Raw genomic sequence first — 21587 nt, 5'->3', positions numbered from 1 at the left:
AACAAAACTAACTAAGCCATGAAAACAATTTTATTAAAAATAAGTGTTCTAACATTTATAGTTTTATTTTCCACAAATTCATATCAAATTAAAAATCGAGATGATCAAGAATTTCAAGGGCAAGCCATTTATATTTCTAAATCGAAAATGGAACTTGGTAATTGGGGAGCAAGATTAAGTGAAGAGCAAAAGAAACAAATTGAAGCTCGAATGAAAAACAGACTCGAAAAGGAATATATTCTTAATTTTAATAAAGAAGAATCAATATTTTATGAAGATGAGAAATTAGATGCTATTTCTGGTGCTACTGATTCTTGGGGAAAAAACTTTGCACCTGGCAAACAATATAAAAATGTAAAAATAAATTCGCAGATTCAGAGTCAAGAATTTTACGGAAAACAATTTTTAGTTAAAGATCAACTGCAAGCTATAAAATGGAATCTAGGTTCAGAAACTAAGGAAATTGGAAAATATACTTGTTTTAAGGCAACAGCTTCCATCCCAACAAAAGAACTAACATGGTATAATTTTTCATGGGATAGATTGAGAAATGTAAATGAGAAAAAAGCAGATTCTAATGGTGTTAAAATTGAAAACACTAAACCAATTGATTTTACCGAAGTAGAAGCTTGGTACACACCGCAAATACCTGTTGGTCATGGTCCGCTAGAATATTGGGGACTGCCTGGATTAATTTTAGAAGTTAGTGCTGGTAATACTACAATGCTATGCTCTAAAATAATATTAAATCCTGCAGAAAAAGCTGAGATTGAGGCACCAGCAAAAGGAAAGATTGTTACCAAAAAAGAGTATCAAAATACTGTTGTTGAAAAAATGCAAGAATTCCGCAACAATCGTGGTAGACGACGAGGTTAATTTATTAACATAAGTTTAACTAAAGTCAATTTAACTTTCTATCATCTTTGGAGTCTTACTCTCAACAAAACAAATTAACATTCAACTATAAAGATGAAGAAATCAGTTTCAAAACTCGCATTATTACTTTTTACTATATGCTTTAGTTCTATAGCTTTTGCTCAAGATTTTCAAGGCAAAGCTTATTACATGTCTAAAACAACAATAGATATGGATCAATTTGGTGGTGGACAAATGAGTGCTGAGCAAAAAAAGAGAATGCAAGATCGTATGAAAAGCTTTTTAGAAAAGCAATACGTACTAACTTTTAACAAAGAAGAGTCTATTTACAAAGAAGAGGAAAAATTAGAAGCACCAGGCGGAGGTCGAGGATTTAGAGGTTTTGGCTCTATGACTGGAGGTCCTCAATACAAAAACGTAAAATCTAAGGAAGCATTACAAGAACAAGAGTTTTTTGGCAAACAGTTTTTAATAAAAGATGAGCTCAAAGACCTTGAGTGGAAAATGGGCACTGAAACAAAACAAATTGGTCAGTATACTGTTTTTAAAGCCACAGCTACTAAAGCTATAGACGAGTCAGATTTTACTAGCTTTAGAAGACGAGGAAGAGACAATGATCAAAAGAAAGAAAACGATAAAGCTAAAGATTCTACAAAAACAGGAGAAAAAGCTGATACAGATTCTAATAATACATTAGATGAACTAGAGATTCCAAAAACCATAGAAGTTGTAGCTTGGTACACACCACAAATACCAATTAACCAAGGACCTGGTGATTATTGGGGTTTACCTGGTTTAATATTAGAAGTTAATGCAGACCGAACTACTATACTTTGTACTAAAATTGTAATGAATCCTGAAGAAAAAGAAGATATTGACAAACCAAAAAAAGGTGATGAAGTAACTCAAAAAGAGTATGCTGAAATCATTGCCAAGAAAATGAAAGAAATGCAAGAGATGTATGGTGGTCGTGGTCGTGGAGGCCGTGGCGGAGGTCGTAGAAATTAAGACTTAAATTTAATAAAGAGGTTTTAAAATCCTTAAAGCCTCTTAAAACTTTACTTAGTCTTCACTAAGTATAACCAATCTAATAAACCAAACAGTTACAGATGAAAAAATTATTAATACTACTATGCTTAGTAGTTGCAGGAAGTTCCTTTGCTCAAATTAAGATGCAAGGTGTTGTAAAAGACAGTATAGGTGCGCCTTTAGAACTTGCCAATATTATTGCTATTAATGAAGATACAAAGGCATTAGAATCTTTTGCTACTACTAATGAACAAGGTAAATATGTATTGTCTCTAGGAAAAAACGGTAAATATAAAATACAAGTAAGCTACATTGGCCTAAAAACCAAAGAAGAGATTATAACAACTCAAGAAGTAGATATTAATAAAGATTTTACATTATTACCAGATAATTCTTTAGATGCCGTAGAACTGACTTATGATATGCCAGTAACTATAAAAGGAGATACTTTGATCTATAATGCAGATTCTTTTAAAAATGGCTCAGAACGAAAATTAGAAGATGTCCTAGAAAAGTTACCAGGAGTAGAAATTAATGCAGATGGTAAAATAGAAGTTGAAGGAAAAGAGGTAAGCAAATTGATGGTAAATGGTAAGGATTTTTTCGATGGAGATACTAAATTAGCAACAAAAAACATCCCTTCAAATGCCGTAGATAAAATACAAGTATTACGTAATTATGCTGAAGTTGGTCAATTAAGTGGTGTACAAAACAACCAAGATAATGTGGCAATAAACATTAAGCTTAAAGAAGGAAAAGAAAACTTCTGGTTTGGTGATGTTACCGTTGGTGGTGGTGTAGCTCCTTCCCCAAATGATGAGCTATATTTAGCACAACCAAAATTATTTTATTACAGTCCTAAATACAGTATCAACCTAATTGGTGATTTTAATAATATTGGTGAAGTCGCTTTAACTAACAGAGATATACGAAATTTTGGTGGTGGGTTTAGGCTTCCAAGTAACAATAGTGGAACCAGTATTAATTTAGGTGACAATGGACTAAGCGGTCTAACAAATATCTCCAATGCGCAAGAAGTTATCACTAAACTAGGGGCAACAAACTTTAGTTATTCACCTAATAAAGCTTTAGACTTAAGTGGTTTTATAATCTATAAAAGCAGTCGACTAAACACAAGAGAAGAAAGTTTTGTAGATTATATTGAAATAGCTGATGACCCAAGTACACCAGAAGATGAGTCTTTAGGTCTTCCACCAGACGAAGCTACTGCACAAACAGGTAAAGAAGCAACTAATCAATTCCTTGCTAAATTAAGTGCTAGTTACAAGCCAAATGTTAACAATCAATTGAATTACGATGTATTGGCTAGAATTTCTGATGACGAAGAAAAACAAAACTTATTTTCTTCTGTTGTTGGTAATACAGATCAGTTAAACAAAGCAAAGCCTTTTAGCATAAACCAAAATATAAATTACTATTACACGCTAAATGAAAATAATATTTTTGCTTTTGAAGCTCAACATTTAATAAAAGACGAAGATCCTTTTTATAATGCCCAATTAGTTAACGATCCAACAAATAATAATGATCCAGACCCTAGTAACAGAGATGCTTTTGATAATACTGCTGCAGGCTTAGGCCTAGACCAAGATCAATTTGGGTATAATCTAAATCAAGAAAGGCGTGTAAAATCTAATCAATTAGATGCTAAACTAGATTATTATAATATCTTAAACACCAAGAGTAATATTAACTTAACTCTAGGTACTATTTTAAGCAGACAAGATTTTAATTCTAATATCTTTCAATTTTTAGATGATGGTTCTACGGTTAATCCAACTCCTACAGGACAAGATGATAATGGTAATGACTTTGTTAACGTAAACGATACTCAGTATAATTTTAGCGATGTTTATTTAGGTGTACATTACAGATTGAAGACAGGTAAATTTACATTTACCCCAGGATTTTCATTACATGCTTATGGAAACAAAAACACACAATTTGGTGAAACTTACGAAGACAATTTCTTTAGAATACTACCAGATTTTGAAACACGTATTCAATTTAAAAAGAGTGAAAGCCTAACGTTACGTTATAATATGCGTAATTCATTTACAGATGTAACTAATTTAGCACAAGGTTTAGTATTAAATGATTACAATAGTATTCAATATGGTAATCCAGAATTACAAAATGCTTTATCACATAATGTAAACTTGAGTTATTTTAGCTTTAATCTCTTTAATTACACCAATGTATTTGCATTTGTTAATTATAGTAAAAACATTGATCAAATTAGAACTCTCACTGATTTCGACAATGTAATTAGAACAAGCACATATTTTAATTCTAACTTTGCAGACGAAAGTCTTTCAGCTTCTGGCCGTGTTCAACGTACTTTTGGTAAGCTAAGAGCTAGTCTTAGAGGAAACTTCAACTACAGTAAGAGCAATCAGTTTGTACAAGGAAGTAGAACTTTAAATGAAAGCTATACACACGGATTTACACCTGAGTTACGTACCAATTTTAGAGAAGCTCCAAATGTTAGTTTGAAATATGGTTATACTGTTAGAAATAATGATCAAGGAACCAATACAACTAAGTTTGTAACAAATACTCCATCAATAGAGTTTGATGCTTACATCTGGGATTCAGTTACTTTTTTAACAGACTTTAGTTATACAGAACAAGATAGCAACGGACAAATTGATACGTTTAGAACATGGAATGCTTCGTTAAGATATAGAAAAGATAGAGATGCAAAATGGGAATATTCATTAAGAGCGTCTAACTTATTAAATATTGATTCTAATATTAACAATGGTGCAGGCGCAATTTCTGTATATAGTTCAGAAACATTTGTTCAACCACGATTTGTAACTTTTAGATTGACTTATTCATTGTAAAAAACAAAATACTTTATTTAAAAAACCCATTAGTAGATTTAATACTAATGGGTTTTATTTTTTAACATAAAGTGTCACTCAAAAATTGTAATTTAAAACCCAAAACCAACTAAAAATGAAACAATTATTAATCACCACTGTTTTAGCATTAGGCTTTTGCTTTAGCAGTTTAAATGCGCAAGACAAAAATCCAGTTATTGAAAGTATAATTAAAGAAGCCAATGAAAACTCACAACTAGAACCTTTAGCACACGAAATGTTAGATATCATAGGTCCACGATTAGTAGGTACACCACAAATGCAACAAGCACACGATTGGGCTGTTGCAAAATATAAATCTTGGGGAGTTACGGCTCGAAATGAAAAATGGGGAGAATGGCGTGGCTGGGAACGTGGCATTACTCATATTGATATGATTTCACCAAGAGTGCAATCCCTTAGAGGTATGCAACTCGCTTGGAATCCTAGCACATCAGACAAAGGAGTTACAGCAGATGTAATAACACTACCTGAAAACATAAAAGATTCATTGTCATTTCAAAAATGGTTGCCTAATGTAAAAGGAAAGTTTGTATTAGTATCCATGAAACAACCAACTGGTCGTCCTGATTATAACTGGGAAGAATTTGCAACTGAAGACTCATTTGAAAAAATGAAAGATGAACGCAACGCACAATCTAAAGAGTGGAGAGAAAATATTGGTAGAACTGGCTATAACACGAGGTCAATTATAACAGTGTTGGAGGACGCAGGAGCCGCTGGCATTGTTGCAAGTTATTGGTCTAGAGGCTTTGGTGTAAACAAAATTTTTAGTGCTCGGACTAAGAAGATTCCAACGGTAGATTTAGAACTTGAAGATTATGGAATGTTATACCGTTTAGCAGAATCTGGTAATACACCAAAATTGCATGTAGTTGCCAAGTCTAAAGAATTAGGACGTATACCTACATTTAATACGATTGCAGAAATAAAAGGCTCTGAGAAGCCAGATGAATATATTATTCTTTCTGCACATTTCGATTCGTGGGATGGTGGAACTGGAGCTACAGATAATGGCACAGGTACCTTAGTTATGATGGAAGCCATGCGTCTACTCAAAAAATACTATCCTAATCCAAAACGTACAATTTTAGTCGGTCATTGGGGAAGTGAAGAACAAGGACTTAATGGCTCTAGAGCTTTTGTAGAAGATCATCCTGAAATTGTAAAGAATGTACAAGCACTGTTTAATCAAGATAATGGTACAGGGCGTGTTGTAAATATTTCTGGTGCCGGTTTTCTACATGCTTATGACTATTTATCGAGTTGGTTATATGCAGTACCTAGAGATATTACAAAACATATTGAAACTAATTTCCCAGGCAATCCAAGTGGTGGAGGTTCTGATAATGCCTCATTTGTTGCCGCAGGTGCACCAGCGTTTAATTTAAGTGCTTTAAATTGGTCGTATTGGAATTATACTTGGCACACTAACAGAGATACTTACGACAAAATAATTTTTGATGATGTTAGAAACAATGCTATTCTCACTGCAATTTTAGCCTATATGGCTTCTGAAGATGATGAAACCACATCAAGAGAAAAAATTGTATTACCTATGAATCCTAGAACAGGGAAACAACGTACTTGGCCTTCACCTCGCTCACCACAACGTGATGGTGGTAGAAATTAAAATAAAAGCCTTCTTTATTGAGAAGGCTTTTTTATTTATTAATTAAGTAATGAATGGTTATGCCTACAAAACCAAAATAAACATTGCTCATCTATTTTAGATAGTATAATTGATATATTGTTAGAGGCATCATCAATACTTCTAGAGATGTCTTTATAACCTTCCTTTTTAACTTTTAAAAACGCAGCATTTGTATTGATAGTAGCCTCTTTAATTGTAAAAGCTCCATTACTGTTAGTCATCGTAGATTTGCCACCTATTATAATAATAGCGCTTTTTAGTGGGTTTCCTTCGTCATCAACAACATTACCCTCAAAATCTTTTTCAATTTTTTCACCTAAATATTCTGATAAGGTATTAAGGCTGTCAACCTCTTCCTTTTCATCTGAAGAAGCATTACTTTTTATACAAGCAGATATGCTAAGAAAAGATATAGCTAGGACTATAGAAATTGATTTGATTGATTTCATAACTGATTGATGATAATTCTCACTTATAAGATGTAAAAATCTCTAAATGGTTGCGTTAAAAGTCTTACAAATAAAATAGCCTTCAAAAAATTGAAGGCTATTTATTATTTATTTAACGTTTGGCTAGTTATCTCTTAAAACATGAACTACACCAGAAATTGTATGTGGATTCCCATCATAATCTTCGTAAGAGCCACTAAAATTAACGTCTATATATTCACCTATTTGGCCAATAGTGGTTAAATTGTAAGTTACATTATTGTTAATATTAGACATGTTAATACATTCAGCAATATTAAAACCTGTATCAGTATTATCATTCCAATCAAAAAAATCGTAAGTTCCTTCGTAAGGTTCTTCCGAAAGCCTGCCTTCCATATAAAAGCAATTACCATCACTTCCTGAACCTCCAATATTAACGGCTGGACCATTATAGTTTGGCGAATCAGGATAAAAATTAGCGTAAATGTTTTCGAATACAATAACACTATCTCCATTATCAATAGAGTATTGTATAAATTCAGTTATAGAGTTACAGGCACTTATCGTTCCAATATTAGTTAATGGAGTTGTAAAAGTATAACTAATACTATCTGTTGTCTGTAAGTTTACGTAATCGCTCGCTTTTATATTAAAGGTATTGTCATCTTCGCAACGTAACATATTAATTTCAAATGTACCATCATTAACAGCATCTATAAATGTTTGGTAACCATAACGCAATTGCACATAACCATCAGTTACCGCATTACCATCGCAAGTATTAAAGTTTCCAATAACAGTTTCTGCAATAATGTCTGTACTATAAGGTACTACTACTGAAATACTAGAATCCACTGAAAATGGTCCTATAACTTGAGAATATAAAGGCTCACTTCCACAGAAATCATAACTAAAAATAGCTAACTCTAAAGTTTCACCACTTGGTACAAAACCGCAAACTTCTCCACTATCGTTAATATAGCCTCCACGAGACCCAAAAGTGGCACTTGTAATACTTGTATATAAATTATTTAAAATATTACCGTCTTCATCTGTGGCTGTTACACAAAGTGTTATAGCCTCTGCTGGTATATCGCAATTCCAGAATGAAAAATGGGCTACTGTACCAACATACATATTTCCTTGTAAAGTTGCTTGTCCTTCTTCTTTCCAATAGCCATTTACTTCATCAAAATACCAAAGTGGAATAGTTGAAGGTGCTATACCCATTAAACTAGCATCGACAGGAATTTTAATTTCAGAAGAAGAACCTTCTGGTAAATTTAAGTCTTCACCATTTGTGCCTCTTAATTCTACAGCTAACATGCCTAACGTTTGAAGCATTCGCTCTGCTCCATTTTCATTTTCAGCATATAACATACCTGGCATTTGCACAGCCATATCGTCATCCGCAGGATCTAAATGGTGCATAATTACATCTACTGTGCCAGAATATTCAGAACCATCAGCCTTAACGAAATTACCGTCAAAACTCACTGAACTTCCGTTACCCATAGAAACCGTTTCGGCAGAACCACTATTTATTGTACCTGCAACTGTAGCTTCCAGCAGCATAATAGTCACTTTATTGGTTCCATTAGAAGGAACAACACTTCGAGAGCCATGGATATAACCAGCTTTTTCAGCTTTAACATAACCAAAACGCTCTTTTACGTTTGCATTATTAATCATAAATACACCATTACTGTCTGTAGTGGCAGTTTCATTACCAATTGTTACTGTAACACCTTCAATAGGATTTTTATTTATATCAATTACATTACCCAAGAAATTTCTTGAAACTTGATTTCCAAAATATTCTGAAAACGTATCTGGTATAATTTCTTGTTGTTGATCTCCTGAATTGCCATCATCCTTTTCACAAGATGTTATAGTAGTTAAAGCAAATAGAAGCATTAAAATAAGATTGGGGAATTTTTTAATGTTTTTCATAAAGTGTTGGTTTAATAAATTGATGGTAGTCAAAATATATTGACTCTTTTATATATAACAGCTTAAATTATTAAATTCCTACTTCATATTATAAAACAAAAAACCCTCATAAATAATATATGAGGGTTTTTAACAGTTATTGTATTAAGCTTATTGTTTAGTTATATCAACTTTTTCAATTTCTTTTTTAATATCATTCGTTTGATTTTTCAAACTTGCTTCAAAAGCTTTTAATTCTTTTTCTACTTCAGCTTGTGTACCTTCAAAAACAATGGTCTCCATAACTTTCTCACCATTTTTTATGGTAGAAAAATCAACTGTTGCTTTAGCTATATCTTGAGACTCTACCGTCATCTCTATATTAACCTCATCCGAATTATTAGCTAATGCTGTATCATCAGTATGACCACCTAAGATTGGAGCAATAACTAAACCAATAAGACATGTTAACTTAATTAATATATTCATTGAAGGGCCAGATGTATCTTTAAATGGATCTCCAACAGTATCACCTGTTACGGCTGCTTTGTGGGCATCGGATCCTTTATAAGTCATTTCTCCATTTATCTCAACACCAGCTTCAAAAGATTTCTTAGCGTTATCCCAAGCTCCACCAGCATTGTTTTGAAAGATTGCCCATAGTACACCTGATACTGTAACACCAGCCATATAACCACCTAACATTTCAGCTATGGCAATATGACTCATACCAAATAACATTGGCACAAAAGCTATTACTAATGGAAAACCAATAGTTAATAAACCTGGTAGCATCATTTCTTTTAAAGAAGCTTGTGTAGAAATTGCTACACATTTGTCATATTCTGGCTTCCCAGTTCCTTCCATAATACCTGGAATATCTCTAAATTGACGACGTACTTCTTCTACCATTTCCATAGCTGCTTTACCAACGGCATTCATTGCTAATGCAGAGAATACTACTGGCACCATACCACCAACAAATAGCATAGCTAATACTGGTGCTTTAAATATGTTAATTCCGTCAATACCTGTAAAGGTTACATATGCAGCAAATAATGCTAAAGACGTTAAAGCTGCAGAAGCAATAGCAAATCCTTTACCAGTTGCAGCAGTTGTATTACCAACTGAATCTAAAATATCTGTACGCTCTCTAACGATTGGCTCTTGTTCGCTCATTTCTGCAATACCACCTGCATTATCAGAAATTGGTCCGAAAGCATCAATAGCTAACTGCATTGCGGTAGTTGCCATCATTGCAGAAGCTGCTAAAGCAACTCCATAAAATCCTGCAAAAGCATAAGATGCCCATATAGCGCCAGCAAATAATAATACTGAAGGGAATGTAGAAATCATACCTGTTGCTAAACCAGCAATTATGTTTGTACCTGCACCTGTAGATGATTGTTGTACAATATTTAAAATTGGTTTTTTACCTAAACCAGTATAGTATTCAGTAACAGAAGAAATCATAGCACCTACAAATAAACCTACTAAAGTAGCATAGAATACGCGCATTGAAGAAATTTCTTGTAAGCCTTCCCCAAAGAAATTCATTTTCATAGTTTCAGGAAGCATATACATACACAATGCAAAACATGCAGCTGCAACCAAAACAATAGAAGTCCAGTTACCTATGTTTAAAGCTCCCATTACTTGAGCCTCTTTAGCATCATTATTTTTAATTTTCACCAACATAGTTCCGATAATGGAAATAATAATACCTGCACCAGCGATTGCCATTGGTAATAATATTGGACCAATACCTCCAAAGGCCTCACCAATATTTCCACCCATATCTTTAATCACATAGTTACCAAGTACCATTGCAGCTAAAACTGTTGCAACATAAGATCCAAACAAATCAGCTCCCATACCTGCAACATCACCTACATTATCACCAACGTTATCTGCTATGGTAGCAGGATTACGAGGGTCATCTTCTGGAATACCAGCTTCTACCTTACCAACTAAATCGGCTCCTACATCTGCAGCCTTAGTGTAAATACCACCACCTACTCTTGCGAATAAGGCAATAGACTCTGCTCCAAGTGAAAAACCTGCAAGTGTTTCTAATACTATGGTCATATCCATTGTATTTGTCCAAACACCGTCCATAAACACATGGAAAAATATGATAAAGAATATTGTTAAACCTAATACAGCTAAACCTGCAACTCCAAGTCCCATTACAGTACCGCCTCCAAAAGATATTTTTAGTGCATTTGGCAAGCTTGTACGTGCAGCTTGTGTAGTTCTAACATTGGTTTTTGTTGCTATTTTCATACCGATGTTACCAGCGAATGCCGAAAACACAGCACCAAATATAAAAGCAATAACAATTAACCAATGAGTTGTTGGCACAACAAATGATACCACTGCTAATAATGCCGCTACAATAACAACAAAAATTGCAAGTAGCCTATATTCAGCATTTAAGAAAGCTAAAGCACCTTCGTAGATGTGATCTGAAATTTCTTTCATCTTACCATCTCCAGCATCTTGTTTCATAACCCAAGATTGCTTTACAAGCATGTAAATTAACCCTAAAAGTGCCAACGCTATTGGCATGTAAATCATCATTGATTCCATATTATAAATATTTATTTCGATTTATTTTTAGCTGGGCAAAAGTAGTAAATTCAATCAAATATTACGAAAAAAGCAATATTAATTACTCAATATTGCTTTTCTCTTATTTAAATACTATATAAATATGTTGTTTCTACAATATCTATAATTATATGGTAAACGTGCGTTTCTTTTTGTGTTCACTTTCATCATAACGCTTAACACATTCGTGATAGATTTTTACAGCTTCATCTGCATCTCCCCATCCACCAACATCTACTTTCTTTTCTTCTAAATCTTTATATACTTGAAAAAAATGTTCAATTTCCTTTAATCTATGAGGATTTAAATCACTGATATCTCTGTTATTACTCCATATAGGATCTGATACTGGTACGCAAATAATTTTCTCATCTGGTCCTTTTTCATCTGTCATATGAAACACTCCTATAGGTCTCACCTCCATTACTACCATAGGATATGTTGGTTCTGTACCTAAAACCAGTACATCTAAAGGATCACTATCTAAAGCTAAAGTTTCTGGAATAAAACCATAATCTCCAGGATACATCATAGATGAAAATAACATACGATCGAAACGTATCTTATTTAATGTAAAATCGTATTCGTATTTATTACGGCTTCCTTTCGGAATTTCTATTAAAACATCAAAGGTTAATTCTGTTTTTGACATGGTCTATTTGATTTGTTTTACTGTAATTATCAGTAGGTTATATTTCTATTCTTCAGTGGGTGCAAATATAACGTATTGTTTGATTTTTGCAATGAATTAAAGCGAATTCAAATCAGACATCTAATTGATTTTGTAATATAACTGTGATTCTAAAAGTAGAAACCAAAACTGCCTGTTACCCCAAATTTACGAGCATCTGGATTATCTAGGTAATTACCTCTAAAGTTAAAATCTATACGCAGTATCTTAAAAATGTTAGCAACACCAATACTGTATTCGTAGTAGATACGAGAATCTGGTGCTACAAGAGGAATCTCGGCTAAATTGCCTGTTGTGCTTAGTGCAATATTTTCATCTGATAACTCACCCCAAACACCTCTTACACTTGCTATAGCTCTAAGGTTATATTTCTTTAAAAATGGAATTCGAGAAAACAAACGTCCATTAAAATTATGCTCAATATGCATAGAAGTATAAGTATCTGTAACAAACTCGTAGAAATCGAGTTGAGAAAAAGTATTGTAAATTGAAAAATAAGTTTGGTTTCCTGGTACAACACTTAATAAAGCTAATGGTACTTCCCCAAAAGTTTTACCAGCCTCAATTGAAGTAGTTAAACGACCAAAGCCGCCAACTTGCCATGGTTGTATATACGAAAATTGTACTTTAGTATAATCAAAATCACTATCAAACCAATTGCGATCACCACGACTTACTTGGGCGAATAGTCTTGCAAAATTATCGTTCTTATTTTTACGCTCTACACCAAACCCTGTCATTTGACGCTTTGGATAATAAGCCAAAGACAATCGACTTTCAAATTGTTTTACTTCAGATGAAATACCTGTGGATGATTCAGAATCATTATAATCTAAACTAAATGTTGGTGAAGCAGAGCTCAATGTTCGGAAACTACCGTCTAGTCTTACTTCAAAATTTCTTGCTGGCTCAATTGACATTCCAAAATTAGTTAACGTGATATTTGTTAACTTATCATTTGCACCAGTTCCTATTACAGAAGAAGATGCTAAGCTACGACCTAAGACATCGGTAGAACTTGTTAAACTTGCTCCAATTTGCTCAACATCGCGCCTATTACCTCCAAATAAAGTAAACCTACTCCTTTTATCTAGTAACCATTTACCTGAAATTCCATATTTAAACTTATCGTCTTTAAATCCATAGGCTAAAAATCCTTCAAGCCTCCATAAATCATTAGGTCCAAAATAGGTTCTACCACCTGTTCGTAATCTTAAGCCTTCAACTTCATTATATCCAAAGGTTGAAAATATTGGACCATAATCAAAATTGATACTTGGAAACTCAATGTAACCGGATGCTAAAATGCTACCTAAATTATACAGACGCTTAAACTTTTTAACCGTTTTTAAGGTGTCTAACATTTTATAAACCCCTTTTTCGTCTTTATTTAAAGCCTCTAATCTATTGTTTTGCCAAAAGTCGTCTTCTCTATTATAAACATCCTCATCGTAGTTATAAACCACTTTGTCATAATATTCTTTATCCTTTGGCTGATTGAATTTATAATTATCAAAAAGTGTGGTTCGCTTGCCGTATACACCTCTAGATTTTTCTTTCTTATTTAAAGCAAAATCAGATAAAAAGTAATCGCGTTTAATTAAGAAAACAGAATCGTTTAACACTTCAAATTCTTGCTCTATATAAATCTCTTTCACCCAATTTATATTAGCACTTTTAGAAGCCTGAAGATTAATCTCCTTTATAGCATACGTAGAATCATTTACCCAAAAATCCCCTTTAAAAGTCAGCTCGTTTTTACGTCTCGGATAGTATATAATATTGTAACACCATTTATTGTCTATAAAAGCACTATCGGACAACACGTAGTTATATGTCTGCACTCCTGTTCTACTAAGTGGACTCACAAAGCTTTTATCGAAAAACTTAAGATAATTATCATACACATTGTATTCGGAGTATAAATCATCTATAAAATCAATAATTACCTGATTGTTGCTGAACCCAGAGTTTTTATTTCCTTTTAAATCTTCGCGTTCTTTATTGAGAATATTGTCTCCAGATATCTTTTTTACAGATTCGTTTAAGAATATTGGTAGATAGGTTTTTCCAGTAACACTAGACGTATCAACTTCTTCAAAAACAAACTCCATACCTTTAAAAAGCTTACTTTTTATTAAAGCACTGTCAATGGTATTAAGATCGAACTCAACTTTTTCGTACTGGTCGTATTCGTATTGCTTAAACTGCTTTAAACCATTTTTTCGTTTGCGTTCCCAAATCTTTTTTAAGATTCTAATGGCCGGATTCTCAGAAGCCTTCTTAGATTGTTTACCTGTAACTATTAAAACTTCATCTAATGAGGATGCCTCTTCTTTGAGTATAAACTTTAAATCGTAATTAACTCGTTTGGTAAGTTTCAATTCTTGAATTTCGAAACCCAAAAAAGAAACCACTAGTGTATCCCAATTTTCATCAGATTCTAAATAGAATTTACCATCTTCATTAGTAATAGTACCTTCTGTAGACCCTTTAAATAAAACATTAGCAAAAGGAATTGCTTCATTGTTTTCATCGTACACATAGCCACTAACCTTAGTCTGCGTAAAAGCAGAAATAACATTGAGGCATAAAAAAGCTATGAATAATCTTATCTTCATATTAAAAAATAAACTTCATCAATAACCATGCTAAAAATAGCTTAAGACTTATTAATGAAGTTTAAAAACGCAGAAAACTGCAATTTATTTATTTGTACATTACTTTTTTCACTGCCTTTACAACAGAATCACTATTTGGTAGCCATTCTGCAAGTAATACAGGTGAATAAGGTGCTGGAGTATCTGCTGTATTTATTTTTACAATTGGTGCATCTAAATAATCAAATGCTTCAGATTGTACTAAATAAGTAATTTCAGTCGCTACACTACCAAATGGCCACGCTTCTTCTAAAACTACTAAACGATTCGTTTTTTTAACCGACTCTAAAATAGTATTTCTATCCATAGGACGAACTGTACGTAAATCTATAATTTCACAAGAAATACCTTCTTTTTCTAATTCGTCTGCTGCTTTATAGGCTTCTTTTATAATCTTTCCAAAAGATACTATAGTAACATCTGTTCCTTTACGCTTTACATCTGCAACACCAATTGGCACAACATATTCTCCTTCTGGCACTTCTCCTTTATCACCATACATTTGCTCACTCTCCATAAAAATTACTGGATCATCATCTCTAATAGCAGATTTTAAAAGTCCTTTTGCATCATATGGATTAGATGGTACAACCACCTTTAATCCAGGTGTGTTAGCAAACCAATTCTCAAAAGCTTGTGAATGTGTAGCTCCTAATTGACCTGCAGAACCTGTTGGACCTCTAAATACAATGGGACACTTAAATTGTCCACCAGACATTTGTCTAATCTTAGCTGCATTGTTTATAATTTGGTCAATTCCAACTAAAGAGAAATTAAAGGTCATATACTCTACAATTGGTCTATTACCTGTCATTGTAGAACCTATTGCAATACCTGCAAAACCTAATTCAGCAATTGGAGTATCTATTACACGCTTAGCGCCAAACTCGTCCAACATACCTTTTGAAGCTTTATAAGCTCCGTTATATTCTGCTACTTCTTCACCCATAAGATAAATACTTTCATCTCTGCGCATCTCCTCGCTCATAGCTTCGCAAATAGCTTCTCTAAATTGAATTGTTTTCATTCTTTAATTTTTATTCGAAAAACAAAAATAATAATTATTGATTATATAATGACATTAAATCGAATGCGAAAAAACAAAAAAAAATGTAACTTGTTTAGGAATTCCTTAAATAAGATTTAATGAGTTATAGAAAATATATTTTTAGTATAATCTTTATAGCGTATACTTTATTCGTTATATCTCAAGAAACCATACTATGTCCTTTGCAGAATGAAGTTTTTAAAATTGAAAATTCAATAAATGTGCCCATTGTAACATACAACGGAGATAACACTATTTCGTTAACATTTCAAGATAATAACGCTACAGAGGTATTTAGTAATTATACCATCTACGACTTTTATCAAACTTTCCCTAATTCTTCTGAAACTTTGCAGAAGTATTATAATATAACATTTGACACCAACAATTTACTTGAAGATATGTTCGCAAGTGTACCTGCAGATATTATTGTGTACTCTGGCTCTGCAGTAGACACTACTAATTTTCCTTTTAAAACCGATATTAACCCAACTATTATAGATAATTTAGATGGTAACACCTATAGACTAACTAAATACATCTCCACTTCCGATACCAACCCATGTAGCAATACATGTATATTGCTTGATGTACCTGAAGCTTTTAGTTTTATAGTAAGTTTCAACTATGATACAACAGAGGAAATTTTATATATGGAAAGTTATGAACCTACAACATGTGGAAATTCATTTTTAATTGGTTTAACTGGTGGTAATCCAAATTTTATAGGCAATACTGATGATACGTTACAATTATGGAATACTACTCCTGGTGTTTCTGCAGTATATGAAGATCCTCAACCTTGTATTGGTTTTGAGTCACAAGTTTTCTCAGTTTTAGGAATTTCATGCGGTGATTTTAATTTTGGAAATATTGATGTTCAATTTGATGAAGAAACAGAATCATTTCAATTCTATAGAGAACATATACTTTTCGGGTATCATATCCTAGAGTTTTCATCCACTAATCTTTCTGTAATGGAAGATGTTTTCAAGAAAACTAAACCATTTCAAATTGAAGGTAACCCATATTTGCAACTTTCAAATCAAAACAATCAAACCATTAAAATCGAAATATTTAATACTTCGGGACAAGAAATAATTAAATCCACAACTTTTAAAGAAAATAGTCTAGATCTCTCAAATATGTCAAGCGGATTGTACTTCATTAGACTCTCAAACTTAAACAATCAACAAAAAGTCTTTAAATTTTTGAAAAATTGACACTTTAATCGAAAATTATTGAATTTTTAGAAATTTTACTATGCATGCATAGTAAAATTTAGATTTTTATATTTATCTTCGTGCTCAGTAAAAAAGACGTTTAAAATAAATCATTTTTATATGAAGATATTAGTATGTATTAGCCATGTGCCAGATACAACATCAAAAATTAATTTCACTGATGGTGACACTAAATTTGACACTAATGGTGTGCAGTTTGTTATTAATCCTAATGACGAATTTGGACTAACTAGAGCCATGTGGTTTAAAGAAAAACAAGGTGCAAGTGTGGATGTAGTTAATGTTGGTGGACCTGAAACAGAACCTACTTTAAGAAAAGCTTTGGCTATTGGTGCAGATTCTGCAATTAGAGTAAATACTGAAGCTACAGATGGTTTTGCCGTTGCTAAACAATTGGCTAAAGTAGTTAAAGATGGTGGTTATGATTTGGTAATTGCTGGTAGAGAATCTATAGATTATAACGGAGGTATGGTACCTGGAATGTTAGCGACTATGATAGACGCTAATTTTGTTGCTAATTGTATAGGTCTTGAAATTGATGGCACAAATGCAAAAGCTGTAAGAGAAATTGATGGTGGAAAAGAAACCGTTAGTACATCCTTACCACTTGTAGTAGGTGGGCAAAAAGGTTTAGTTGAAGAAAGTGATTTACGTATTCCAAATATGAGAGGTATTATGATGGCTCGTAAAAAACCTTTAACGGTTTTAGATCCTATTGATTCAAGTGCTGAAACAAAAGCTTCTAGTTTTGAAAAACCAGCCCCTAAAGGTGCCGTAAAATTAGTGGATGCAGATAACATTGATGAATTAGTAAACTTACTTCATAACGAAGCTAAAGTGATTTAGTCTGTCATTCCTGCACAAGCAGGAAATCGCAGATTCAGCGCAAGCTAATCCACAAAATAATTTATAATAAAATAGATTCCTGCCTTCGCAGGAATGACAAAAAGAAGAAATTATGTCTATTATAGTATATACAGAATCAGAAAAAGGAAAGTTTAAAAAAGGAGCTTTAGAAGTTGTATCCTATGCAAAAGCTATTGCAGACCAGATGGGTACATCAGTTACTGCGGTTACAATTAATGCAGATAATGCTGAAAGCTTAGGAAACTATGGTGCATCTAAAGTACTTTCTATTAAAAATGATGCATTAAACACATTTAATGCTAAAACGTATGCTTATGCCATTGAGCAAGCTGCAAAGCAAGAAGATGCAAAAGTGGTGGTAGTTAGCTCTAGTGCAGATAGTAAATATTTAGCACCAATACTAGCTGTTGGATTAGATGCTGGTTATGTTTCTAATGTGGTTGAAGCACCAACCAATGTATCGCCATTTACAGTAAAACGTACTGTTTTTACTAATAAAGCCTTTGCAAACACAGAAATTACAACAGATGTAAAAGTTGTTGGCTTATCTAACAATTCTTTTGGTTTAGTTGAAACTGGAGGAAGTGCTTCGGTTGAAGATTTTTCACCGTCATTACCAGATTCTGGTGTTTCTGTAGAGTCAGTAGATAAAGCGACTGACAAGGTGAGCATAGCTGATGCAGAAATTGTAGTATCTGGAGGAAGAGGTTTAAAAGGCCCAGAAAATTGGGGAATGGTAGAAGAACTTGCAGAAGTTTTAGGTGCAGCAACAGCTTGTTCTAAACCAGTATCTGATTTAGGTTGGAGACCACATAGCGAACATGTTGGCCAAACAGGTAAACCTGTAGCGTCTAATTTATATATAGCAATAGGTATTTCTGGAGCAATTCAGCATTTAGCCGGTATTAACTCTTCTAAGGTAAAAGTTGTTATCAATACCGACCCAGAAGCACCTTTCTTTAAGGCTGCTGACTACGGTGTTGTTGGTGATGCTTTTGAGGTTGTACCTCAGTTAATCGAAAAATTAAAAGCTTTTAAAGCTGCAAACGCATAATTTTATTACCTTGTAATTACAAAAGGGCTGTTTAAATTAGCACCAAATTGAAATCCTATGGATGCAGTTTGGTAAAGTCCTAATTTAAACAGTTCTTTGTGTTTTTAATTTATGAGTTTAGTACGTTTAAATATCAAGGGCATTTCATACAGCCAAACGCAGAATGGTGCTTACGCTTTAATTCTTAATGAAGTTGATGGAGATAGAAAGTTACCAATTGTTATTGGTGCTTTTGAAGCGCAATCTATTGCTATTGCATTAGAAAAAGAAATTCGCCCACCGCGCCCACTTACTCACGATTTGTTTAAAAATTTTGCTGACCGCTTTGATATTGTTGTTAAGCAAGTGATTATTCATAAACTGGTTGATGGTGTATTTTATTCGAGTTTAATTTGTGAACGTGATAAGATTGAAGAAATTATAGATGCTAGAACTAGCGATGCTATTGCATTAGCCTTACGTTTTCAAGCGCCAATTTTTACTTACAAAAATATTTTAGACAAAGCCGGAATCTATCTTAAAGTAAATCCTAAAAAGGAAGACGAAGAGCAAGATAGTATTCTTGTAGATGATATGGTTGCAGAAGAAATTGAAGCTGCAACAGTAGAACAAGAAGGTTATAAAGACGTCCCTTTAGAAGAACTTCATGCATTATTAGAAGAAGCCGTTAACAACGAAGATTACGAAAAAGCAGCAAAAATAAGAGACGAAATTTCTAAACGTTAATCAACACTTTACTTTATGAATTATTTTTTCAAAGCCCTTATTGCTATTTTTATTGGATTTTCATCAATAACAGCACAAGAGTTAGAAAAACCAAAAAACGATTCAATTTATATTGAAGTTGCAGAAGAAACGCCAACGCAAATATCAGAAATTGAAGATTTCAAAATCAACAATTGGCAATTATCTAAAAATGTAACATACGAGAGTTATCCAGACAGTATTTTAGCAATAAATGAATTTGTTAAGGGCAAAGAATTCTTAGACCTAAAAAAAAATGGTGAATATGAATCTGTTCTTAATAGCGCTTTTAATAAAGGGGTCTGGCTACAAAACAACAATCTTTTAGTTTTTAAACAAAAAGCTCCTTCAAATGTTGATATCTATTACGAAGTCTTAAAACAAGACGCTACAATCTTACAATTAAAAAATGGGGATAACGTTCTTACTTATGTTTCAAAAGAACATCCCAATTATATAACACAAGCAGCTACAAATGAAGCAATAATAGAAAGTGAAGGTTTTACATTTACTAGCCTTTGGCGTGGTGTCTTAGGTATGGTTTCATTAATTTTTATCGCTTTTTTATTTAGCAGTAACCGTAAAGCCATCAATTGGAAAACAGTTGGAATTGGATTAGCATTTCAATTACTAATCGCAATAGGAGTTTTAAGAGTCGAGTTTATCAAAAATGCTTTCGAAAGTATTGGACAAGTATTTATTAATATTTTAGATTTCACCAGAGCTGGTAGTGAATTCTTGTTTAGTGGAGTTATGTATGTGAATTCTTATGGATTCATATTTGCATTTCAAGTATTACCAACCATATTATTCTTTTCTGCCCTAACATCTGTTCTTTTTTACCTTGGCATTATACAGAAAGTTGTAAAAGCAATGGCTTGGTTATTATCTAAGACTTTAAAAATATCAGGTGCAGAAAGCTTGAGTGTAGCAGGAAATATTTTCTTAGGGCAAACAGAAGCTCCTTTATTAATAAAGGCGTATTTAGAAAAAATGAATAAGTCCGAAATTCTTCTAGTAATGATTGGTGGAATGGCAACGGTTGCAGGAGCAGTACTTGCAGCATATATAGGTTTTTTGGGAGGTGATGATCCTGCTTTAAGATTATTTTATGCTAAGCATTTATTAGCAGCTTCAGTAATGGCTGCACCTGGAGCGATTGTTATTTCTAAAATACTATTTCCACAAACCGAAAAAGTAAATACTGACGTTACTGTATCTCAAGAAAAAATTGGTGCAAATATTCTCGATGCCATTGCAAACGGAACTACAGAAGGCTTAAAACTTGCTGTAAATGTTGGAGCTATGCTTTTAGTTTTCGTTGCATTTATAGCTATGATAAATGGTATTTTGGGTTGGGTTGGAGATGTCACATCTCTAAATGGATGGATGGCAGATAATACACCTTACAAGAATTTTTCACTCGAAGCAGTTTTAGGAACTGTATTTGCACCACTAATGTGGTTAATTGGTGTTGCCAAAGAAGACATGATGTTAATGGGACAGCTTTTAGGTATTAAATTGGCAGCGAGTGAATTTATAGGTTACATACAATTAGCAGATTTAAAAAATGTTTCTAATGCAACGCATCTTACTTACGAAAAGTCAATTATTATGGCAACGTACATGCTTTGTGGTTTTGCCAACTTTGCTTCTATTGGTATTCAAATTGGTGGTATTGGATCTTTAGCACCTGGACAGCGTAAACAACTTTCAAAATTTGGTATGAAAGCCTTAATAGGTGGAACAATTGCATCATTAATATCTGCGACTATTGCAGGAATGATTATTGGGTAAATCCCGTTTGTCCTGCGGACATTTCCCCAGAGGAGAAA

15 protein-coding genes are annotated in these 21587 nt (G+C 33.1%); 9 read left to right on the top strand and 6 right to left on the bottom strand.

Going from position 1 to position 21587, the window contains the following annotated elements:
* Positions 1-18 precede the first annotated feature (18 nt).
* The 4 genes from H8K90_RS13655 to H8K90_RS13640 all read left to right on the top strand — a co-directional run bounded on the left by H8K90_RS13655 (position 19) and on the right by H8K90_RS13640 (position 6447).
* Positions 19-876: a GLPGLI family protein gene (locus H8K90_RS13655; RefSeq protein WP_186846554.1), complete on the top strand. Its 858-nt coding sequence runs from the start codon at positions 19-21 to the stop codon at positions 874-876.
* A 93-nt stretch (positions 877-969) separates the two neighbouring features.
* The gene (locus tag H8K90_RS13650; RefSeq protein WP_186846553.1) at positions 970-1884 is read left to right on the top strand and encodes a GLPGLI family protein; all 915 of its coding nucleotides are present in this window, start codon (positions 970-972) and stop codon (positions 1882-1884) included.
* Positions 1885-1985: 101 nt separating this feature from the next.
* A complete protein-coding gene (locus H8K90_RS13645) occupies positions 1986-4775 on the top strand; it encodes a TonB-dependent receptor (RefSeq protein ID WP_186846552.1) in 2790 nt (929 codons plus the stop codon).
* A gap of 115 nt (positions 4776-4890) precedes the next feature.
* Positions 4891-6447, top strand: a complete 1557-nt coding sequence (locus tag H8K90_RS13640; RefSeq protein WP_186846551.1) for a M20/M25/M40 family metallo-hydrolase — start codon at positions 4891-4893, stop codon at positions 6445-6447.
* A 38-nt stretch (positions 6448-6485) separates the two neighbouring features.
* On the opposite strand, the gene H8K90_RS13635 is transcribed toward H8K90_RS13640, so the two are convergent.
* From H8K90_RS13635 to H8K90_RS13610, 6 genes are all read right to left on the bottom strand, one after another.
* A complete protein-coding gene (locus H8K90_RS13635) occupies positions 6486-6917 on the bottom strand; it encodes a carboxypeptidase-like regulatory domain-containing protein (protein ID WP_186846550.1) in 432 nt (143 codons plus the stop codon).
* A 123-nt stretch (positions 6918-7040) separates the two neighbouring features.
* Positions 7041-8852 carry a peptidase associated/transthyretin-like domain-containing protein gene (locus H8K90_RS13630; RefSeq protein ID WP_186846549.1) on the bottom strand — a complete coding sequence of 604 codons (1812 nt, stop codon included), beginning with the start codon at positions 8850-8852 and terminating at the stop codon, positions 7041-7043.
* 150 nt (positions 8853-9002) lie between these two features.
* Complete coding sequence (locus tag H8K90_RS13625) at positions 9003-11423, bottom strand: sodium-translocating pyrophosphatase (RefSeq protein ID WP_186846548.1); 2421 nt, start codon at positions 11421-11423, stop codon at positions 9003-9005.
* Between the two features lie 148 nt (positions 11424-11571).
* Positions 11572-12096, bottom strand: a complete 525-nt coding sequence (locus H8K90_RS13620) for an inorganic diphosphatase (RefSeq protein WP_186846547.1) — start codon at positions 12094-12096, stop codon at positions 11572-11574.
* 149 nt (positions 12097-12245) lie between these two features.
* The gene (locus H8K90_RS13615) at positions 12246-14756 is read right to left on the bottom strand and encodes a DUF5686 and carboxypeptidase-like regulatory domain-containing protein (protein WP_186846546.1); all 2511 of its coding nucleotides are present in this window, start codon (positions 14754-14756) and stop codon (positions 12246-12248) included.
* 88 nt (positions 14757-14844) lie between these two features.
* Positions 14845-15822 carry a pyruvate dehydrogenase complex E1 component subunit beta gene (locus H8K90_RS13610; RefSeq protein ID WP_186846545.1) on the bottom strand — a complete coding sequence of 326 codons (978 nt, stop codon included), beginning with the start codon at positions 15820-15822 and terminating at the stop codon, positions 14845-14847.
* A 119-nt stretch (positions 15823-15941) separates the two neighbouring features.
* Here H8K90_RS13610 and H8K90_RS13605 point away from each other — a divergent pair, with 119 nt between their 5' ends.
* From H8K90_RS13605 to H8K90_RS13585, 5 genes are all read left to right on the top strand, one after another.
* Positions 15942-17066: a T9SS type A sorting domain-containing protein gene (locus tag H8K90_RS13605; protein WP_186846544.1), complete on the top strand. Its 1125-nt coding sequence runs from the start codon at positions 15942-15944 to the stop codon at positions 17064-17066.
* 120 nt (positions 17067-17186) lie between these two features.
* Complete coding sequence (locus H8K90_RS13600; protein ID WP_186846543.1) at positions 17187-17933, top strand: electron transfer flavoprotein subunit beta/FixA family protein; 747 nt, start codon at positions 17187-17189, stop codon at positions 17931-17933.
* Positions 17934-18045: 112 nt separating this feature from the next.
* The gene (locus tag H8K90_RS13595; RefSeq protein WP_186846542.1) at positions 18046-19008 is read left to right on the top strand and encodes an electron transfer flavoprotein subunit alpha/FixB family protein; all 963 of its coding nucleotides are present in this window, start codon (positions 18046-18048) and stop codon (positions 19006-19008) included.
* A gap of 111 nt (positions 19009-19119) precedes the next feature.
* Positions 19120-19734 carry a bifunctional nuclease family protein gene (locus tag H8K90_RS13590; RefSeq protein ID WP_186846541.1) on the top strand — a complete coding sequence of 205 codons (615 nt, stop codon included), beginning with the start codon at positions 19120-19122 and terminating at the stop codon, positions 19732-19734.
* Between the two features lie 15 nt (positions 19735-19749).
* The gene (locus tag H8K90_RS13585; protein WP_186846540.1) at positions 19750-21549 is read left to right on the top strand and encodes a NupC/NupG family nucleoside CNT transporter; all 1800 of its coding nucleotides are present in this window, start codon (positions 19750-19752) and stop codon (positions 21547-21549) included.
* Positions 21550-21587 lie beyond the last annotated feature (38 nt).

It is taken from the genome of Winogradskyella echinorum (assembly GCF_014297365.1).
GTDB classification, from domain to species: domain Bacteria; phylum Bacteroidota; class Bacteroidia; order Flavobacteriales; family Flavobacteriaceae; genus Winogradskyella; species Winogradskyella echinorum.
The sequence above is the reverse complement of the archived record's forward strand: the minus strand, read 5'-3'. Positions and strand labels throughout refer to the sequence as shown.